Origin of the sequence: Spirulina subsalsa PCC 9445, assembly GCF_000314005.1 — a bacterium.
GTDB classification, from domain to species: Bacteria; Cyanobacteriota; Cyanobacteriia; order Cyanobacteriales; family Spirulinaceae; genus Spirulina_A; species Spirulina_A subsalsa.
Genome location: NZ_JH980292.1, coordinates 981,767 through 1,000,460 on the forward strand (window position 1 = coordinate 981,767; position 18,694 = coordinate 1,000,460).

Sequence of the window (18,694 nt, forward strand, 5' to 3'; positions counted from 1 at the left end):
CGGAGCGTCACGAAGTGAACATTTTTTGCACGACTCAAGTAGGTTGGCTATACATCTTAGCCCTTATATTGCCCAAAATAAAGAATGAGAGCAAATCAAGCCTTTTGTTAACAATATGGCAAAATTTTTGCCCTATTTTTGTCACAATTTACAGCTATTGTGAGAAACACAAAGCGATTCTCAAAAACGGGTAAAATGGTTCAATCTCCTCTGAATCATCTCAGAGCAGGGTTAAACGTGAGGGAATTTCACCCATTGACCTAGGATTGCTATAAGTAGATGTCTCCACACAAACTTAAGCAACAGTTGAGGCAAAACCCGAGAACTCGAAGACCTGACCTATGAAACAATACCTTACCAACAATTTCGTCGCCCTATTTATCCTAGGGGGACTGTTCCAAAATCATGGAGTACTAGCCCATGAAGTTCTGACGAGATCATCAGCAATTCACGCATCACCTGATTTTCCCCTGACCGTGAATGCTCCAGCACAAGTATCTGTTTTGATTGACCACGATCATTTTTTTGGGGAACCCGAACTTTCTGATTTAACCTTATCGCCAGATGGTCAGTATTTAGCCTTTCGCAAACCTTGGCAGGGAGTCTCTAATCTTTGGGTGAAACCCCTTGATGCCGCGTTTACAGAGGCTTATCGCGTCACAGAAAGCGATCGCCCCATTGCCAGCTACTTTTGGAGCAAAGACGGACAAGCCATCCTCTACCTGCAAGATCAAGCAGGCAACGAAAACTATCAAATTTACGCCATTTCGCCCCATACCCTCACCCCTCCCCGCCAACTAACCCCCCCAACAGACGTTAGGGCGCTCATTTTAGCCGTCCCCAAAGCGACCCCCCAGCAGATTATTATTGGCTTAAATCAGCGAGATTCTCGCTACCACGACGTTTATCAACTCAACATCACCACCGGAAAAAAAAACCGACTGCGTGAGAACGATCAAAGCATCGTAGACTGGATTACAGACCTCGACGGAACCCTCCGTCTGGCCGTGCGACGCACCCCCGACGGCGGCAGCGAAATCCTCCGCGTCGATCCCCAGCAATTCACCCCCCTTTATCGTTGCAACTTCCAAGAAACCTGTTCCGTCCTTCGCTTCCACCCCAACGGAGAACAAGTCTATGTGATTAGTAATCGGGGAGAACCTTTCGATAAAACCCGTTTAATCCTCTTGGATCTCCGCACAAAATCCTACAAATTAGTACAAGCCGATCCTAAACAAGAAGTTGACTTTGGCTTTGCTCTCTTTGCTGCCCAAGATGAACGATTACTCGCCACCTATTATGAAGGCGATCGCTGGCGAGTTTATCCCCAAGATGACCAATTTGCTCAGGATCTCGCCCTCCTGCAAACCCTCCTCCCCCCCGGCGACATCTTTTTCCAATCCGCCACCAACGATGATCGCCTGCAAATCATCACCCTGCGCAGTGATATTAACCCCGGTTCCGTCTACCTCTTCAACCGCCAAACCCGCACGATCCAAAACCTCTACAACCTGCGCCCCCAACTTTCCCCCCAAAACCTCGCCCCCATGCAATCCTTCCGCTACACAGCGCGAGACGGCCTCGAAATCCCCGCCTATCTGACTCTACCCCGCAACACCCCCCCCCAAAACCTCCCCCTCGTTGTCTTCCCTCACGGCGGCCCCTGGTCCCGAGATAGTTGGGGTTATAATCCCTATGTTCAATTCCTCGCTAATCGGGGTTACGCCGTCTTCCAGCCCAACTTTCGCGGCTCCACAGGCTACGGCAAAGCCTTCCTCAACGCCGGGAATCAAGAATGGGGTACCGGAGCCATGCAGCACGACATCACCGATGGCGTAGAGTACCTGATTGAACAGGGAATTGCCGATCCAGAACGCATTGCCATCTTTGGTCTTTCCTACGGTGGATTCGCCGCCCTAGCAGGTTTAGCCTTCACTCCCAATCTATACCAGGCCGGAATTTCCTATGTTGGCATCTCCAACATCGTCACCTTTTTAGAAAATATCCCCCCTTACTGGAAACCCTTCCAGAAATTCCTCACCCTGCGCGTTGGAGATCCCAATGATCCTCAAGACAGACAACGCCTACAGCAACAATCCCCCCTCTTCGCCGTTGAACAAATTCAATCCCCCCTCCTCGTCATTCAGGGGGCCAATGATCCCCGAGTCAGAGCCACCGAATCCCATCAAATTGTCGCGGCTTTACGGGATCTCGGGCGAGAAGTAGAGTATTTACTCGCCCCTGACGAAGGACATGGTTTCACCCAGTCCATCAACCGTTTAGCCGTTGCCGTCGCTATGGAACGTTTTTTAGCCCATCATTTAGGGGGGCGTTATCAAGAAACACTTCCCCCAGCCTTACAAACCCGCTTACAACAATTAACTATTGATATAGACCAGATCAGGACACCTACCGAGCCACAAGAATGGGGCTATAAACCGTAATCTGCCCCTAGGAACCCAATAGGGCTTACTGTTTACTGATAAAGGTGAGACGTTCATCCACCACATCAACAAAAATAGTATCACCGGGGTTAAAGTGACCCCGTAGGATTTCTTTAGCAATGGCTGTTTCTAAATACCGTTGCACGGCACGCTTAAGGGGACGTGCGCCATAAACCGGATCATACCCAATTTCTACTAAGAAATCTAACGCCGCTTCGGCCATTTTAAGGGATAGTTTTTGTTCCGCCAGACGATTCTCTAAATGGCTAACGTGCAGCTTGACAATTTCCCGCAATTGACTTTTAACTAAACTGCGGAAAATAATCATTTCATCAATACGGTTGAGGAATTCTGGGCGGAAACTCTCCCGCATGGCATTCACGACCCGCGATCGCATTTCCTCATATTGACTATCATCTCCCGCCAAATCTAGAATATATTGCGACCCGATATTACTGGTCATAATGATAATCGTATTGCGGAAGTCCACCGTATGACCTTGGGAGTCTGTCAAGCGCCCATCATCTAACAATTGCAACATGATATTAAATACATCGGCATGGGCTTTTTCAATCTCATCAAATAAAATCACTGAATAGGGACGACGGCGAATGGCTTCGGTGAGTTGTCCCCCCTGTTCATACCCTATATAGCCCGGAGGCGCTCCCACTAAGCGGGAAACGGCGTGTTTTTCCATATATTCGGACATATCAATCCGTACCATTGCCTCCTCACTGTCAAAGAGACTTAAGGCCAAGGTTTTCGCTAATTCCGTTTTCCCTACCCCAGTCGGACCGAGGAAAATAAAACTGGCAATGGGACGATTGGGATCTGCAAGTCCGGCACGGGAACGCTGGATGGCATCGGCAACGGCTGTTACAGCTTCATCTTGTCCTACTACTCTCTGATGTAATTCTGCTTCAAGATGGAGCAGTTTCTCTTTCTCCGATTCCACTAATTTACTAATGGGAATCCCTGTCCATTTAGAAATAATTTCGGCAATGTCGGCCTCGACTACTTCCTCCCGTAGGAGAGATTTCCCGGTGGTTTGAATATTGGTGAGTTTAATCTCGGTTTCCTTGGCCTGACGTTGTAAGTCGGTTAATTTGCCATAGCGCAATTCTGCCGCCCGGTTGAGGTCATAATCCCGTTCGGCTTGTTGAATTTCTAAATTCACCTGATCAATGGTTTCTTTAATGGTGCGGATTTCGTTGATGACTTCTTTTTCCGATTGCCACTGGGCATTTAAACGGGATTGTTCTTCCTTGAGGTTGGCTAATTCCCGTTCTAATACTTCTAAACGTTCCAAGGAAATGGGATCATTTTCTTTTTGTAAGGATAAGCGTTCCATTTCCAATTGAAGAATTTTGCGGTCTACTTCGTCTAATTCTTCCGGTTTGGAGGTGATTTCCATTTTCAATTTAGCGGCCGATTCATCGACTAAATCAATGGCTTTGTCGGGGAGGAAGCGATCGCTAATATACCGATCCGATAACATGGCCGCCGCCACTAGGGCAGTATCGGCGATTTTAACCCCGTGATGCACCTCGTAGCGTTCTTTTAAGCCCCGCAAAATGGAGATGGTATCGGCGACATCCGGTTCATCCACTAAAACCTCTTGAAAACGCCGTTCTAAGGCCGCATCCTTTTCAATATATTTGCGGTATTCATCCAGCGTCGTGGCTCCAATACAGCGCAATTCACCCCGCGCTAACATGGGTTTGAGCAGGTTTCCGGCATCCATTGCCCCCTGAGTGGCCCCAGCACCTACCACGGTGTGGATTTCATCAATAAACATGATGATTTGTCCTTCTGACTCTGTAACTTCCTTCAGAACCGCTTTGAGACGTTCCTCAAATTCCCCGCGATATTTAGCCCCAGCGATTAAAGCCCCCATATCCAGGGCAATCACTTTGCGATCGCGCAGAGAATCCGGGACATCTCGACTAACAATCCGTTGGGCTAATCCTTCCACAATGGCCGTTTTCCCCACCCCCGGTTCCCCAATCAACACCGGGTTATTTTTCGTCCGACGGGAGAGAATTTGAATCGTGCGGCGAATCTCTTCATCTCGACCAATGACGGGATCCAATTTACCAGCCCGCGCCAAGGTCGTCAATTCCCGGCCATACTTTTCTAGCGCGTCGTATTTGCCTTCTGGATTCTGATCGGTGACGGTTTGACTGCCTCGAATACTCATAATAATCTCTTGTAACTTTTTGCGCGTTAAGCCAAATTCTTTAAATAAAGCCGCCCCAAAGCGCTCGTCTTGTTCGTAGGCGAGAATTAAATGTTCAATAGAAATAAAATCATCTTTAAAGCCTTGGCGGTTTTTTTCCGCCTGATCTAGTAGAACATCTAAACTCCGTCCTAAATAGATCGAGTCGGTGGTTTGGGTAATCTTGGGTTGACGACTGATGAATTCTTCCGTGCGATCGCGCAACCGTTGCACACTAATATCCGCTTTATTAAAAATACTCGTCGCCAGTCCTTCCTGTTCCAGCAGCGCCTTCAGCAAATGTTCACTCTCAATCTGCTGATTTTTATTCTGTTTCGCAATCTCTGGGGTTTTAACAATGGCCTCCCAAGCCTTCTCCGTAAATTGATTGGGGTTCGTCGGCTGCATAACCTTCTCTCATCCTCCTGCCAAGATATATAGTTATTGTAGGCGGTCGTCTGAGCAAGAAAAGCAGGGAAAACACAACCTTTAGGGGTTGGGTTTCCCTCTCAAGGGGAATCCGCCAGTGGGTTGGTGGGTTGCTATCTATACCCTCTCTTTCTTCGCGAGGAAGGGGAATTTCACCGCCCACATTTTTGGGTCAACGGAAGGTCATAATTTTTACCATTGAACCGGGGTGAATCACGGTTTCTCCTACCGGAACAATGGCTAAAGCGTTGGTTGTCGCTAAATTAATTAAATTCCCAGAACTATGGACTCCTCCGGCTAAATTAAACTCGTATTCTGTCCCCTTCCATGCGAGATTTCCCCAGAGATAGGTTTCTCGCTTTCCACTGGCTTTTAACTCTTGATTCGTCCGACCTTGAATAAATTTATCCCTTGGATCTTCACCATTTCCTGATAATTTTTGTAACGCAGGCTTGACAAAACGCCAACAAGTTACTAGAGCAGAAACGGGATTTCCCGGAATACCAAAATAAATACAGGATTGGTTGTTTTGATTAAAGGTGGCGACAGTGAGGGGTTTTCCGGGTTTTATGGCTACACTGGTCAGATGAATTTTTCCCCCTAATTGGGTTAAAACTTCTTCTACATAATCATAATCTCCGACGGAAACTCCTCCGGTGGATAAGACAAAATCAGCCGTTCTAAGCGCCCGGCTAATGGTAGCTTTTAACTGTTGAGGTTGATCGGGAACAATGCCTAAATTGATGGGAACGGCTCCTTGACTAATTAGAAATGCGGTTAAAGCATATTGATTTGAGTCAACAATTTTGCCGGGGGTTAAGCTTTGATCTGGGGTAATTAGTTCATCTCCAGTGGAAAAGATAGCCACCCGAGGGCGACGATAGACTTTTAATGGGTTGCATTTGGCACTTGCTAAAAGGGCTAATTCTGGGGCTTCAATGAGAGTTCCGGCTTTTAATAAAGTTGTTCCGGCTTGATAGTATTCCCCTTTTTTTCGCACAAAATCATAGGGTTGGGGAGCGGCTAAAATGGTGACAGTATCCCCATTTCTTTCGGTGTCTTCCTGCATAATTACAGCATCAGCACCGGGGGGCATAATGGCTCCGGTAAAAATGCGGGCGGCTTGTCCCGATTCTAGGGTTTTTTGGGGTTGAGATCCGGCGGGGATTTCTTCAATAATGGGGAGAGTTTGGGGATGAGCGCGATCGCAACTTTTCAGATCCTCCCAGCGCACGGCATAGCCATCCATCGCGGAATTATCCCAATAGGGGAAGTCTAACCCACTGGTGACAGAGGCGGCTAAAATTCGCCCCGTCGCACTTTCGAGACTCACGGTTTCTGTTTCACTCAGGGGTTGAATCAGGTCTAAGATCAAGCGTTCAGCGTCGGCAACAGGTAACATTTAATCAATGCTCAATTGTTCGATAAGAATATACTTGAGGGGTCTTGGGCAGAGTCAGCGTCCGTCGGTCAAAATCCCCGTCCTGACGCTAACTCTGAGAGTACAGCACGGGACGGATCGATTCCCGCACCCCTCAATCGTTAAATGAGGCCAATAGCACGGAAACCTTTGTAAGCAACGACGGCGAGGGTTGCAAAAACGGCCAAAATCAAGAAGTAAGCCACAATTGCCATAATTTTAATGCTCCTAAAAAGTGGGTTCGAGTCCTAGAATTCTGCTATTTTACCCGATTGGGGACAGGGGGAGACTCAAAAATCAAGGATAATAGAGGCTGAACTGTTGATCAATCAATCCCCCATGTCCTCTGTCATTGCTGTTAACTTACCTAACAATAGCTACAATATTGCGATCGCCCCGGAGAGTTTATCTCAACTGGGGGAACAAATGCGCCCCCTCGGTTTGGGTCAAAAAGTCTTGGTCATTTCTAACCCGGAAATCTTCCACCACTACGGAAAAACCGTCGTTCAATCCCTAGAAAAAGCCGGATACACCGTCGCTAGTCATCTAATCCCGGCCGGAGAATCCTACAAAACCCTAGACTCCATCGCCCGGATTTACGATACCGCCTTACAACACCGTTTAGAACGCTCTTCTACCCTCGTGGCATTAGGGGGGGGTGTCATTGGGGATATGACGGGATTTGCGGCGGCGACATGGCTGAGAGGGATTAACTTTGTCCAAGTTCCCACCTCTTTACTGGCAATGGTAGACGCATCCGTTGGGGGAAAAACGGGCGTGAATCATCCCCAAGGAAAAAACCTCATCGGGGCCTTTTATCAACCAAAATTAGTGTTGATTGATCCCCAAGTCTTGACCACCCTTCCCCCCCGAGAGTTTCGCGCTGGTATGGCGGAGGTGATTAAATATGGGGTCATTTGGGATGAGGATTTATTCACCCAGTTAGAAGCTGCCCAAGGATTACAAGATTTTTCGGATTTAGATCCTGAGTTATTGCAAGTCATCCTAACCCGTTCCTGTCAGGCGAAAGCGGATGTCGTCAGTCAAGATGAACGGGAGTCGGGATTACGGGCAATTTTAAACTATGGCCACACCATTGGTCATGCCATTGAGAGTGTAACGGGATATTCCCGGATTAATCACGGGGAAGCGGTGGGAATCGGGATGGTGGCGGCTGGTGCGATCGCCTTAAAATTGCAACTGTGGACAGAAAATGAAGCCCGTCGTCAGAATGCCCTCATTGAGAAAACTGGACTCCTCTCCCACATTCCCCCGGATTTGGACACTAGAGCGATTGTGGAGAGTTTGCAAAGGGACAAGAAGGTAAAAAGCGGGAAGATTCGTTTTATTCTCCCCACCCAGTTAGGCAAGGTCAAGATAACTGATGAGGTGCCCCATGACTGGTTAGGTCAAGTGATTGATCAGTTGAAGCCTTAAACCGTTAAGGTTGATTTTCCAACGGAAGGGTGAAATAAAAGGTACTCCCTTCTCCGAGAATACTTTCTACCCAAATTTTGCCCCCATGTTGTTGGACAATTTCCCGACAGATGGGTAAACCTAAACCTGTTCCGCCTTTTTCCCGGGAGTCGGAAGCGTCTACCTGTTGGAAACGACCGAAAATGGCCTCTAGTTTGTCGGCCGGGATACCTCGACCGCGATCGCGCACATAAAAGCGAATCTCCTCCGTTGCGACAACCACCCCCATCCAGACGGAATTCTGAGGGGGAGAAAATTTAATCGCATTACTAATTAAATTCGTTAAGGTTTGTTGGATTTGGTCAGGATCCACTTGTAAGGGAATAGAAGGAGGGGGGGCCGGGAGGGGATGGTGATCCACTTCCAGTTCCAGAGTAATCCCTTCTGAGTCCGCCATAGACTGCATAGCCTCTTTAGCACTTAACATTAACTCTACGGCGTTACAAGCTTGTTTGCACATTTCCACCCGACCCGAGGCAATACGTTCGAGGTCGAGGATATCATTGAGCAGTCGGGTTAAACGTTCGGTGTTTTTGACCGCAATATTGAGCATCTGCTGTCCTTTGGAGTCCAAAGTGCCTAAGCGCCCGGTGGCTAATAATCCTAAAGAACCGCGAATGGAAGTTAGGGGGGTGCGGAGTTCATGACTGGCAATAGAGAGGAAATCATCTTTCATCTGTTCAACGGCCTTGCGATCGCTAATGTCCACCATCACGCCAAAATACCCCCGCACTCCTCCATCCCCCGTTTGGTCAGGAATAAAGGTCGCGCTGATATAACGACTTTGACCGTTAATTTTGGGGGTTTGAAGTTCAAAGTTAATCTTCCGTCCGGCTAAGGCCGCGTGAATATAGGTTTGAATAAAGGGGTATAGATGCCCTAAGACTTCTTGGGCAGAACGTCCGGTAATTTGATCCCGAGACAGACCAAACCAATCCCCATAGGTTTTATTGTGGAAACGATAGCGCTCCTCTGCATCTACATAGGAAATTAACACCGGGAGCGCATCGGTAATGAGACGCAACTGCATTTCACTACGTCGGAGGGCTAATTCTGCTAAAAGGCGATCGCGAATTTCCTGTTGTAATTTAGTATTAGCGCGACGAAGTTCGGCAGTCCGGGCGGTTACTAATTCCTCTAGATGGTTCAAAAGTTTGGCTTGAGATAAAGCAATGGCAATTTGATCCACCAAGGCCGTTAATAACTCAATTTCTTCTTGATGCCAAGGACGAATCTCCTGACATTGATGAAGGACTAATTTCCCCCACAGTTGATCTTGATAAAAAATGGGGATCACTAACTTCGCCTTCACTTGCAGCAAGGTCAAAAAGTCCCGTTCGGCGGGGGAAAGTTCTACGACCGTGACATCAGGAATGACCAACACTTGATCCTGTTCTAGGGTAGTGATGCCCTTAGATTGCATCATAGTCTCATAACCCCCTTGGGATTCCACCGTAGGCCAGGGGTCTAAGACCACTTCCCGAATCGAGTTTTTTAGACCGTCGGGTTTTTCTTGTACCAATAACACCCGATCCACATTCAGAACACGCTGTACCTCTACCACCGTAGTCTGGAGAATATCTTCTAAATCCAAAGATTGCCGAATCTTCAAGGTTAACTCGGACAGTAATTGCACCCGTTCATAGGCTTTTTGTAGCTTTTCCTCGGCTTTCACCCGAGCGGTCACTTCCGCTTGTAAAATGTGGTTGGCCTCCCGGAGTTGGGCGGTGCGGTTGAGAATCCGTTCCTCCAGTTGACTGGTTAAGGTTTGTAATTCTAATTCCGCTTGCACCCGGTCGCTAATATCTCGGGCGACCCAAATCACAAATTGCTGAGGTAGGGGGGAGATACTGGCATCAAACCAGATCGTCTGCTCTCCATTGTCCAGACTATAATCAAAACTCACCGTTTGATGAGAGGCAATAGCTTCCTGTATCGGTCGCCAGAAATCAACCTGACAATCCGCGCCAAAAAACTTACTAAAAATCTCACTCACGACATCCCGTTCCCCATACAACTTACTGTAGTTGGTGGGCATGACCTGAATTTCCTGTTTCCGGGCATTAATCACTAACACTACATCCGTCATTGCCTCGAAAATGCCCCGCATTTCCGCTTCATTCGCCCGTAGTTTCTCCTCCACCATCTTACGCTGGCTAATATCCCGAGCCACCACCACCACCGCTTGCTGGGAAATCGGGGAAAAACGCCCATCTAAGCAAATTTCTGCCCCATTGACCATCACCGTATATTCCAAACTGGTAGGCTGTCCCGTGGTGAGACTCTCCTGAATACAAGCTAAATGAGCTTGGGTGAGTTCGGGGGTAAACCGTTCTAGGAGAGACTGACCCGGACGTAAATTTTGCCCCTGTAATAACTCCTTGGCCTTAGTCGGAGCCACCTTAACACAGCATCCGGTGCGATCGCGAATTAACACCAAATCATCCATTGCTGCCAAAATCGCCTGTAATTCCGCCTCCGTTTGTTTATGCTGCATAATCGTCCCCAACTGAGTCGCCACGGAGAAAATTAACTCCGCCAAACGTTCATCTTCCGGCAAAGGATTAAGAGAGAAAGACTGGAAGCGGAAAAACACCAACACCGCCAACACCCGACCCGGTTCAGGGGGGTCAAGGGTGAGAATGGGGGGAATGACAATCGGCACCGCTAACCCCGCTTGAATACCCCGTCGTTCCGCCAAGTCCCGACGATTAAAGTAGTGCAAGCCCAGATTGCGGTCTAAAGTATCCCCGAGTTGGAAAAACTCCGGTTCCCCTTGTAACCACACATGGCCAGGCAACCCTTCCCCTTTCTCAAAGGTTAACCCCTCACTTTCAGCCCGGAATCCTTGGATGTTTTCCTGTGTCTGAGCATCAATAGTGGGCTCCACATACCACGCCGGACTACATTCTAGGCGTTGTCCATCTAAGCTGGGAATCCACACCTCCCCATAACCCCAGCCACTACTCAGACAGACTCGCTCTAAAGCCGCTGTTAAGGCACTGTCGAGGTCGGGAGCATTCACAAAAGCCTGGGTAATATTGAGCAGTAATTGAGTTTCTTCCGCCGCCCGTTGGGCTTCGCTGATATCTTCCATTAAACCGAAGATAAACTCAACCACTCCCCCTTTTTTCACCGCACAAACCGTTAAACGACCCCAGACTAAACTGGTATCGGAGCGAATATAGCGTTTTTCCACCGAATAGGCCTGGGTGCGCCCCAACAGTAAATCCTCAAAGTCTTGTTCATCTAGGTCGATATCCCTCGGGTCAGTAAACGAGTCTAGGGTCATGCCCTGTAACTCCTCGGCCATATAGCCCAGAAACTCCTGGAAGGCCGCATTTGAGTCTATTAACGTCCCATCTAACGCCATGACCGCAATGCCAAGACTGGCACTCTCAAAAATGGCCTGAAAGCGAGCTTGGGCAGCAAATAATTCTTCTTGAATGGTCTTGCTTTCGGTGATGTCTCGGGTGACAAATAACACCGTATCCTCAGACATGGGGGAAATATTGGTCGAAAACCAGCGCAAGGCCGGCCCCATCATCAAACTATATTCCAGGCGTTGGGTGGTGCGATCGCCCAACGCCCGGTCAATAGCCTCTTGATGGAAGTCCGCTAAACCCTTGGGTAACACCTCAGCTAGGGTTTTATGCAGTAATTCCGCCGGAGGTTTAAGGAAAAAATTAGACTTCGTATTGGTAAATTTTAAACAGCGCCCCTCCCGGTCATACAGACTAATCAAATCATCCATCGTGGCAAAAATTGTCCGTAATTCCGCCTCCGTTTGTTTTTTCTGGATAACTGTACCCAATTGGGCTGTAATCGCCGAGACAAACTGTAATAACCGTTCCTCATCCCCTGACTCTAGCCCATCCATAAACTCAGAACGGAAAAACACCAACACCGCCAAAGGAGGAGGACTTAAGGACATCTCACGATGACCTTGATTCCCCGAGACATCATCTCCCCTTCCGGGATGGGGAAAATGCTCCTCCGTTCCCCTGCCTCCCCAAATGGGAATCGCTAAAGCCATTTTGAAGCGACAAGCTTGGGCTAACTCTTGACGGACTAACGGTTCCGAATCCCTTAAATCCTGAATATAAACCTGTTCACCCGTCGCCCAAACCCGCCCCGCTAAACCTTCACCCCGGCCTAAGGTCATCGTCTCACTCACCTCTTGAAACGTCTCAATTTGTTGATAAATCGCCTCGTGATTGGCTAACTGCGCCTCATGAATATAACTCGCTAGACTACACTCCAAACAATCCCCACTACTGCGGGGAATCCACGCCTCTCCATAGGTCCAGCCACTACTCACACAGAGTTCCGCTAACGCCGCTTCTAAAGCCAGTTCAAAATTCGCGGCATGATTAATCGCCTGTGTCACCCGTAATAATACTTGGGTCGCCTCTTCTGCTTTTGCCCGTCGGACAGCCTCCCCCCGACGACGCAATTCCCCTTGATGCCCCATAATATATTTACCCAAACTTTGAGCCATTAACTCTAAAATTTCCACATCATGACATTGCATCTGAAGGGTTTCTGCTTCTAAATAACGTGGCCGAGGAGAGCAAAACGTTAAACTTCCATAGACTTGACCATCCACCCAAATGGGAGTCCCCATATAAGATCCCAAATCGTCCGTTTCCTGTGTTAAATCATCATAAATTAGAGTTTGTTGTTGTTCGATTACCCGTTGCGTCCAAGGTTCATATCCCGTCACTTCCCCATCTTTGAAAAACTCTTTAGCCTTACCCACTAAACCTGTATTTGAGCAAGCTTCAATTATTCCGTTAGTAAATCCTAATAACTCACAACCTGTTTTTAAATAGTCATGGGCTAAATCCTCAAAATTCCGATAAACCGTAGTATGTAAACGGTGTAATTCTCGTAAATCACCACTAAAACGTTGTAACTGTTCATTTTGAATTTTTAACTGTCGAGTGGCAGTTAACAGACGGAGTTGATTATTAACCCGCGCCACCACTTCCGCCTGTTGAAAGGGTTTAGGGATATAATCCACTCCCCCCAAGCGAAAAGCGTGTACTTTATCAATCTCATTATCCAAAGCACTAATAAAAATGATCGGAATATTCCGAGTTTTTTCATCTGCTTTGAGTTCTCGACAGACCTCATAACCACTCAAATCTGGCATCATAATATCCAGCAAAATCAAATCTGGCAACATAGCTCGTACCGCCGATAAGGCTAATTCACCATTAATAGCGGGTCGTACCTCATAGCCTTGTTGGTTCAGTAATGTGGTCAACAAACGCAAATTTGCTGGGGTATCATCAACCACGACAATGTTGTAGCTTGAATGGGAATTTTGCCAGGTCTTCATTGCTTAATAAATTGGCGATTAAAAAGGGTAGTTTTTGACTTTTTAAAAGTTTAAAATTTTGATGAAGTATGTTGAATCCCTTGGAGAGCGAAAAATTCAATTTAGAATTCAAGATAGGTTACGGTTCGTGGGACAATAGGTGAGACAAAATTTCTGCTCTTCTAAACCTTTATGTTAACCTCTTCTTTATATCCTGTAACTTGGCAAGGCGATCGCGCTGTTCTGATAGATCAAACCCGTATCCCTCAAGAATACAGGACTGTCGAGATTATCAGTAGTGATAGCATGGCCAATGCCATCAAAACCATGATTGTTCGTGGAGCCCCGGCTATTGGAGTAGCAGCCGCCTACGGAATGTATTTAGGCGCTCAAGAAATTGTCACCTCAGACCGAACCGCCTTCCTCCACCAACTCGAAGACATCGCCCAAAAACTCCGCCAAACCCGCCCCACCGCCGTTAATCTCTTCTGGGCCATTGAACGCCAACTGCAAACCGCCCACCACACCCCCGGCGACCTCACTCATCTTAAAGCCGCCCTCCTCCAAACTGCTCAAGCCATCCAAAACGAAGACCTCGCCACCTGCCACGCCATTGGAGATCACGGTTTAAGTGTCCTACCACAAACACCAGAAAAACTCACCCTCTTAACCCACTGTAACGCCGGAGCCCTAGCCACCGCAGGCTATGGCACCGCTTTAGGAGTCATTCGTTCGGCTTGGCGAGAAAACCGTCTCCAGCGCGTCTTTGCCGACGAAACCCGGCCTCGTCTCCAGGGGGCAAAACTCACCGCTTGGGAATGTGTGCAAGATAATATTCCCGTGACCGTGATTAGTGATAATATGGCCGCCCATTGCATGAAACAGGGGTTAATTGATGCGGTAGTAGTAGGAGCCGATCGGATTACAACAAACGGTGACGCTGCCAATAAAATTGGCACTTATAGTTTAGCCCTAGTCTCGAAAGCCCATAACGTCCCCTTTTTCGTCGCGGCTCCTCTGTCTACAGTAGATTTCAAGTTAGCCACTGGGGAAGAAATCCCCATTGAAGAACGAGATCCCCAAGAAATCTACCAAGTAGGAGACACTCGAATCTGTCCAGAGGGAGCAGATTATTATAACCCCGCCTTTGATGTCACTCCGGCTCATTTAATTACCGCCATTATTACGGAAAAGGGGGCAGTAAAACCGGAGGCGTTAAAACAGTTTAAAGCCTAAAAGGTTCGTTGTTGCGCTTTAGCGCCAATGTTTAGGGCTGAAACCCAACAACGAGCCACCTAAAAGGTTCGTTGTTGCGCTTTAGCGCCAATGTTTAGGGCTGAAGCCCAACAACGAGCCACCTAAAAAGTTTGTTGTTGCGCTTTAGCGCCAATGTTTAGGGCTGAAGCCCAACAACGAGCCACCTAAAAAGTTCGTTGTTGCGCTTTAGCGCCAATGCTTAGGGCTGAAGCCCAACAACGAGCCACCTAAAAGGTTTGACTCATAAATTATCCTCAATACTAAACAAATCATAAAACAAAGAAACTGAAATAATAACCGTTTTCTCTAATTCTATCATCTCTTCAAAATCTCTATCCCCAGTAATCAAAAAATCCGCACCAGTAACCCTTGCTAAAGCGATAAACTTAGCATCTTTTGGATCTCTTGTAAAGTCAACAGTAAGATTAACTTCCATTAACTGTGTACTATTTTTAACTAAATCTAACCATTCTGATTTTTTAGTATCACTGAGTTTTAATTTCTTTCGCTGTAAAACCTCATTATATTCAGCTAAAATTTCTGCGGATATCAGCCAATCATAATCAGAATGACTAATAATAAAATTAATCACTTTTTCAGGTTTTCCATCAGCAACCGCCGCAGAAATAAGAATGTTAGTGTCAATAATAACTCTCATTCCCCTCTCCGATAAGCTTCAATTTCCGCCGCAATTTGTTCATCTGTTAAAGGATGATCAGCGTGTAAAGCTTGGGTTTCTTGGCATAAACGTTTAAATTCTTCGGCTAACCTTACTCTTTCAGGGTCAATCGGTTTAGTTTTGCTGTTTTCTCGTTCTTTTCGATAGTTTCTAATCTTCTCCTTTAATAACGCTTTTGCAGATTCTGTCCCTTTAACATAATCAGGTAATATAATCTCATCCTCTTGTTTTTCTAATAGCTGAAACGCCTTAGCAATCACCTCTTGAGGGCTATTATATTTACCCGTCTTTAGTTGCTTGTCTAAAAACTGTTCTTGTTCAGGAGTTAACGTAATTTGTCTCATGGTCTAATTGACTCCTTATTATTGAAAGCTAATCATTACAGACTTAAGAGTAAATCGAAGGAAAAAAAGTGAGTGCAGCAAAAAAGGAGTGCTGGTTAGACACTCCTTTCTATTCTACTGAAGTTCACACTAAGGACAAAAGCGCTCAAGGGCAAGTTGATTCAACCGAATAGGAAAACGCCACTTGATCCACAGAAACCTGTTGCACCACCGGGCAAAACCCTAACCATCGTTGAGATAGTTGGGCGAACTGCTCCGCGTCCCCACTGACATAAAACTCTGTGGGTAAAGCCGGGAAATCACGCTTCAAACCGAGTAATTCTAACTCCTGTTCCGCCGCCTGAGCCACATATTGCGCCGGATTGACTAAACGCACGGTTGGGGGGAGTATCTGACGAATAACGGGGGCTAAATGGGGGTAATGGGTACAGCCATAAATCAGAGTGTCGATGTCTTGCTCCATTAAAGGCTGGAGATAATTGTAGGTGACTTCGTAGGTGTAAGGGTCGTGAATGCGCCCAGCTTCAATCAACGGCACAAACTCAGGACAGCCGACTTGCCAGACGGTAACATCCTGCTTAATTTCTAAAATCGCCCGACGGTAGGCTTGGCTGGCGACGGTGGCGGGGGTGGCAATGACACCGACTCGTTGCCCTTGGCGGATGGCGGCTTTGGCGGCGGGCAGAATTAAGCCCAAAATGGGAAAGGGAAACTCCCGCCGCACTTCTTCTAAGGCTAAGGCTGAACTGGTATTACAGGCCATGATCACCATTTTGACCTGGCAACTCTCCATCCAAGTCAGGATCTCTCGGACAAACTGTAAAATTTCAGCCTTACTGCGGGTTCCGTAAGGAAGCCTTGCCGTATCGCCAAAATAAAGAATCGACTCATGAGGTAACTGTTGAGTGAGTTCCTTGAGAACTGTCAGCCCCCCAACACCACTATCAAAAACACCAATCCGGTTCAACGGAGCGTCTTTCATTGTGCAATCCTTTCCTTTCCTGCGGAACACGCTGCGAACGGAACACTAGGGGAACGTCAACGTTAGGCTGACGGTTCACTTAGGTTCAATCCAGTATATCTACTCAAAGCCGATTTTGCTGTAAGTAGAGTAAAATCCCCCGGGCGATCGCCTCCGCCATTTGATTGCGGAAGTTGGGATCGGCTAAACGAGGAGCATCTAAATTGCCCGTCACAAACCCGACCTCGACTAAAGCCGAAGGCATAGAGGTATTGCGCAACACATAAAAGCGGGCAGGTTTCACCCCCCGATTGTTCATGCTAGTGCTTTGCAGAATGCTGTTTTGAATACTGCTGGCTAGACGTTGACCTGCACTATTGAAAAAAAACGTTTCTACCCCATTCACATCGGGACGGCTCATGCTGATGGCATTGGCATGAATGCTAACAAAAATAGTCGCCCGCGCTCGGTTGGCCATTTGCGCCCGACCCGCCAAGGTAACAAAAGTATCATTATTGCGGGTCATAATCACCCGAACGCCCTGCTGTTCCAGTAATTGCGCCACCCGGAGGGAAATGGGCAAGACGACATTTTTTTCCTGTAGGCCACCAATGCCCACCGCGCCGGGATCTCGTCCACCATGACCGGGGTCTAACATGACCACGGCTCGGGTATTGGGAACTTGGGGGAGGGGGCGGCTGGGTTGTCCGGCGGGGGGTAGGGTGGGGGTGGGGGGGGCGATGCGTTCTGGGGGGGGGACGGGGATGTTAATGGGACGGTCAAGGGCTGGGGGGAGGGCGCTGGTGGTGCCTTGGTTCAACTGTAAGGACAACAGACGGTCATTGAGTTGACTCAGGCGACCGACTTGGATATTGGGGGCGGGTTGGATTAAGACTAAAACTGTATCCCCTTGTTGTCTGAGGCGGATTTGGGAAACGGGGCTATTGGCCGAGAGTTGGGGGTTGGGGAAGTCGGGGGCTAATCGAGCGTTGGGAATTGTAAGTTGATAGACCCCTGTTCGTGAGTCCCATTGGCCTGTTCCCCGTAAAGCGCGATCGCCCCGAATCAAGATTTGATTGCCTAACCCCAACTCTACCGACTGCACCGTGGTTAAGGTATTTTGGGCAGTGCTTGAACTGGGAGCGTCTTGATCCAACACCGCCGAACCTTCCGCCGGAACAATGGCTAACCCCCCCGACCGAGCAAGGGACGCTTGCCAGTCTGGACTGTCCACTGACACATCCATAGTAATCCGTGCCAAGGGAGGGGAGGGACGAATTTGGCTAAACTGCACCTGTCCCACACCGTAGCGGTTCACCTCAAACCCTTGATCTACTAGCTGGTCAGGTAACATAATCCCATTGAGGTCAATCTGTACCTGTTGACCATTACGACTCCGCCGCACAGCTACCTGACCCCGAGCATTATTGCCCAATCGCACAAAAAAACCGTTACGGGTAATCTGAAAATCCGAGTCTTGTGGAGTGGGGCTAGCGGTTTGGGCTTGGGTTTGACTTGAGCTCTCACGGATCTCCAGACTAGGCAAAGCCCCGGCCGGAGAACTGGCCGCCCCTAGGCGTTGGGGTTGGGGCAGTTGTACCGACCATTGGGTGGAGGTCATGCCGCGAAACTGGATACCTTGGGGGTCATAGGTATAGCCGGGGGCTAACTCCACGACTAAACGGGCTGTATTCGCATTAAATTGACCGGAACGGACTTCCGCCACGGCTCCCCCGATGCGCTGTCGTTCCGAAGGTCTACCCAAGGAGATACCGGGTAAATCAATTACCAAACGAGTGGGATTGGCAATCAACTGCGCCCTAGGTTGAACTCCTTGGTCGGTGGTAAAGGTCAAGCGGTTTTGCGCCGCTTCATAACGCCAAAAGAGCAACCTTGCCGCTTCCGCCGGAGAAGCGTACAGCAAAGCACCGACCAAACTCAAAAATAGCCAATATCGTCTCAAAATCCTCTTTCCTTGTGTGTACAACAACGGATGAGTCAGTGACTGGATGATGAAGCCCAGGGGATGTCTACATTGCCCAGACCTGAGCCTAGTTGTTACCGCTTACTTTTGCTTAGGATACACGATGACCTTGAAAGACGGCATCTCTTCCTCCGGATTTTGTCTGGTACTCAGGAC

Annotated in this window: 11 protein-coding genes; 3 read left to right on the forward strand and 8 right to left on the reverse strand. The window is 48.1% G+C overall.

Going from position 1 to position 18,694, the window contains the following annotated elements; translation table 11 throughout:
- The first annotated feature begins 341 nt into the window (after positions 1 to 341).
- On the forward strand, positions 342 to 2,444 hold the full coding sequence (locus tag SPI9445_RS0104755; RefSeq protein WP_017303585.1) for a S9 family peptidase: 2,103 nt from the start codon (positions 342 to 344) through the stop codon (positions 2,442 to 2,444).
- Positions 2,445 to 2,469: 25 nt separating this feature from the next.
- On the opposite strand, the gene clpB is transcribed toward SPI9445_RS0104755, so the two are convergent.
- The 3 genes from clpB to petL all read right to left on the reverse strand — a co-directional run bounded on the left by clpB (position 2,470) and on the right by petL (position 6,726).
- Complete coding sequence (clpB, locus tag SPI9445_RS0104760) at positions 2,470 to 5,070, reverse strand: ATP-dependent chaperone ClpB (protein WP_017303586.1); 2,601 nt, start codon at positions 5,068 to 5,070, stop codon at positions 2,470 to 2,472.
- A 193-nt stretch (positions 5,071 to 5,263) separates the two neighbouring features.
- Complete coding sequence (locus SPI9445_RS0104765; protein ID WP_017303587.1) at positions 5,264 to 6,493, reverse strand: molybdopterin molybdotransferase MoeA; 1,230 nt, start codon at positions 6,491 to 6,493, stop codon at positions 5,264 to 5,266.
- A gap of 140 nt (positions 6,494 to 6,633) precedes the next feature.
- Complete coding sequence (gene petL / locus SPI9445_RS32275) at positions 6,634 to 6,726, reverse strand: cytochrome b6-f complex subunit PetL (RefSeq protein WP_475297049.1); 93 nt, start codon at positions 6,724 to 6,726, stop codon at positions 6,634 to 6,636.
- A gap of 124 nt (positions 6,727 to 6,850) precedes the next feature.
- Here petL and aroB point away from each other — a divergent pair, with 124 nt between their 5' ends.
- On the forward strand, positions 6,851 to 7,948 hold the full coding sequence (gene aroB, locus SPI9445_RS0104770) for a 3-dehydroquinate synthase (protein WP_017303588.1): 1,098 nt from the start codon (positions 6,851 to 6,853) through the stop codon (positions 7,946 to 7,948).
- 4 nt (positions 7,949 to 7,952) lie between these two features.
- Here aroB and SPI9445_RS27325 read toward each other — a convergent pair whose 3' ends face one another.
- Positions 7,953 to 13,334, reverse strand: coding sequence for a PAS domain S-box protein (locus tag SPI9445_RS27325; RefSeq protein WP_017303589.1), 5,382 nt, complete (start codon positions 13,332 to 13,334; stop codon positions 7,953 to 7,955).
- Positions 13,335 to 13,505: 171 nt separating this feature from the next.
- Here SPI9445_RS27325 and mtnA point away from each other — a divergent pair, with 171 nt between their 5' ends.
- On the forward strand, positions 13,506 to 14,549 hold the full coding sequence (mtnA, locus tag SPI9445_RS0104780; RefSeq protein WP_017303590.1) for an S-methyl-5-thioribose-1-phosphate isomerase: 1,044 nt from the start codon (positions 13,506 to 13,508) through the stop codon (positions 14,547 to 14,549).
- A gap of 262 nt (positions 14,550 to 14,811) precedes the next feature.
- On the opposite strand, the gene SPI9445_RS0104785 is transcribed toward mtnA, so the two are convergent.
- The 4 genes from SPI9445_RS0104785 to SPI9445_RS0104800 form a co-directional block, all read right to left on the reverse strand.
- Positions 14,812 to 15,228: a putative toxin-antitoxin system toxin component, PIN family gene (locus tag SPI9445_RS0104785; protein WP_017303591.1), complete on the reverse strand. Its 417-nt coding sequence runs from the start codon at positions 15,226 to 15,228 to the stop codon at positions 14,812 to 14,814.
- A complete protein-coding gene (locus tag SPI9445_RS0104790) occupies positions 15,225 to 15,593 on the reverse strand; it encodes a ribbon-helix-helix domain-containing protein (RefSeq protein ID WP_017303592.1) in 369 nt (122 codons plus the stop codon). The genes SPI9445_RS0104785 and SPI9445_RS0104790 overlap by 4 nt, the downstream gene beginning before the upstream one ends.
- 145 nt (positions 15,594 to 15,738) lie before the next feature.
- Positions 15,739 to 16,575 carry a glutamate racemase gene (murI, locus tag SPI9445_RS0104795; protein WP_017303593.1) on the reverse strand — a complete coding sequence of 279 codons (837 nt, stop codon included), beginning with the start codon at positions 16,573 to 16,575 and terminating at the stop codon, positions 15,739 to 15,741.
- 103 nt (positions 16,576 to 16,678) lie between these two features.
- Positions 16,679 to 18,517, reverse strand: coding sequence for an N-acetylmuramoyl-L-alanine amidase (locus SPI9445_RS0104800; protein ID WP_026079532.1), 1,839 nt, complete (start codon positions 18,515 to 18,517; stop codon positions 16,679 to 16,681).
- Positions 18,518 to 18,694 lie beyond the last annotated feature (177 nt).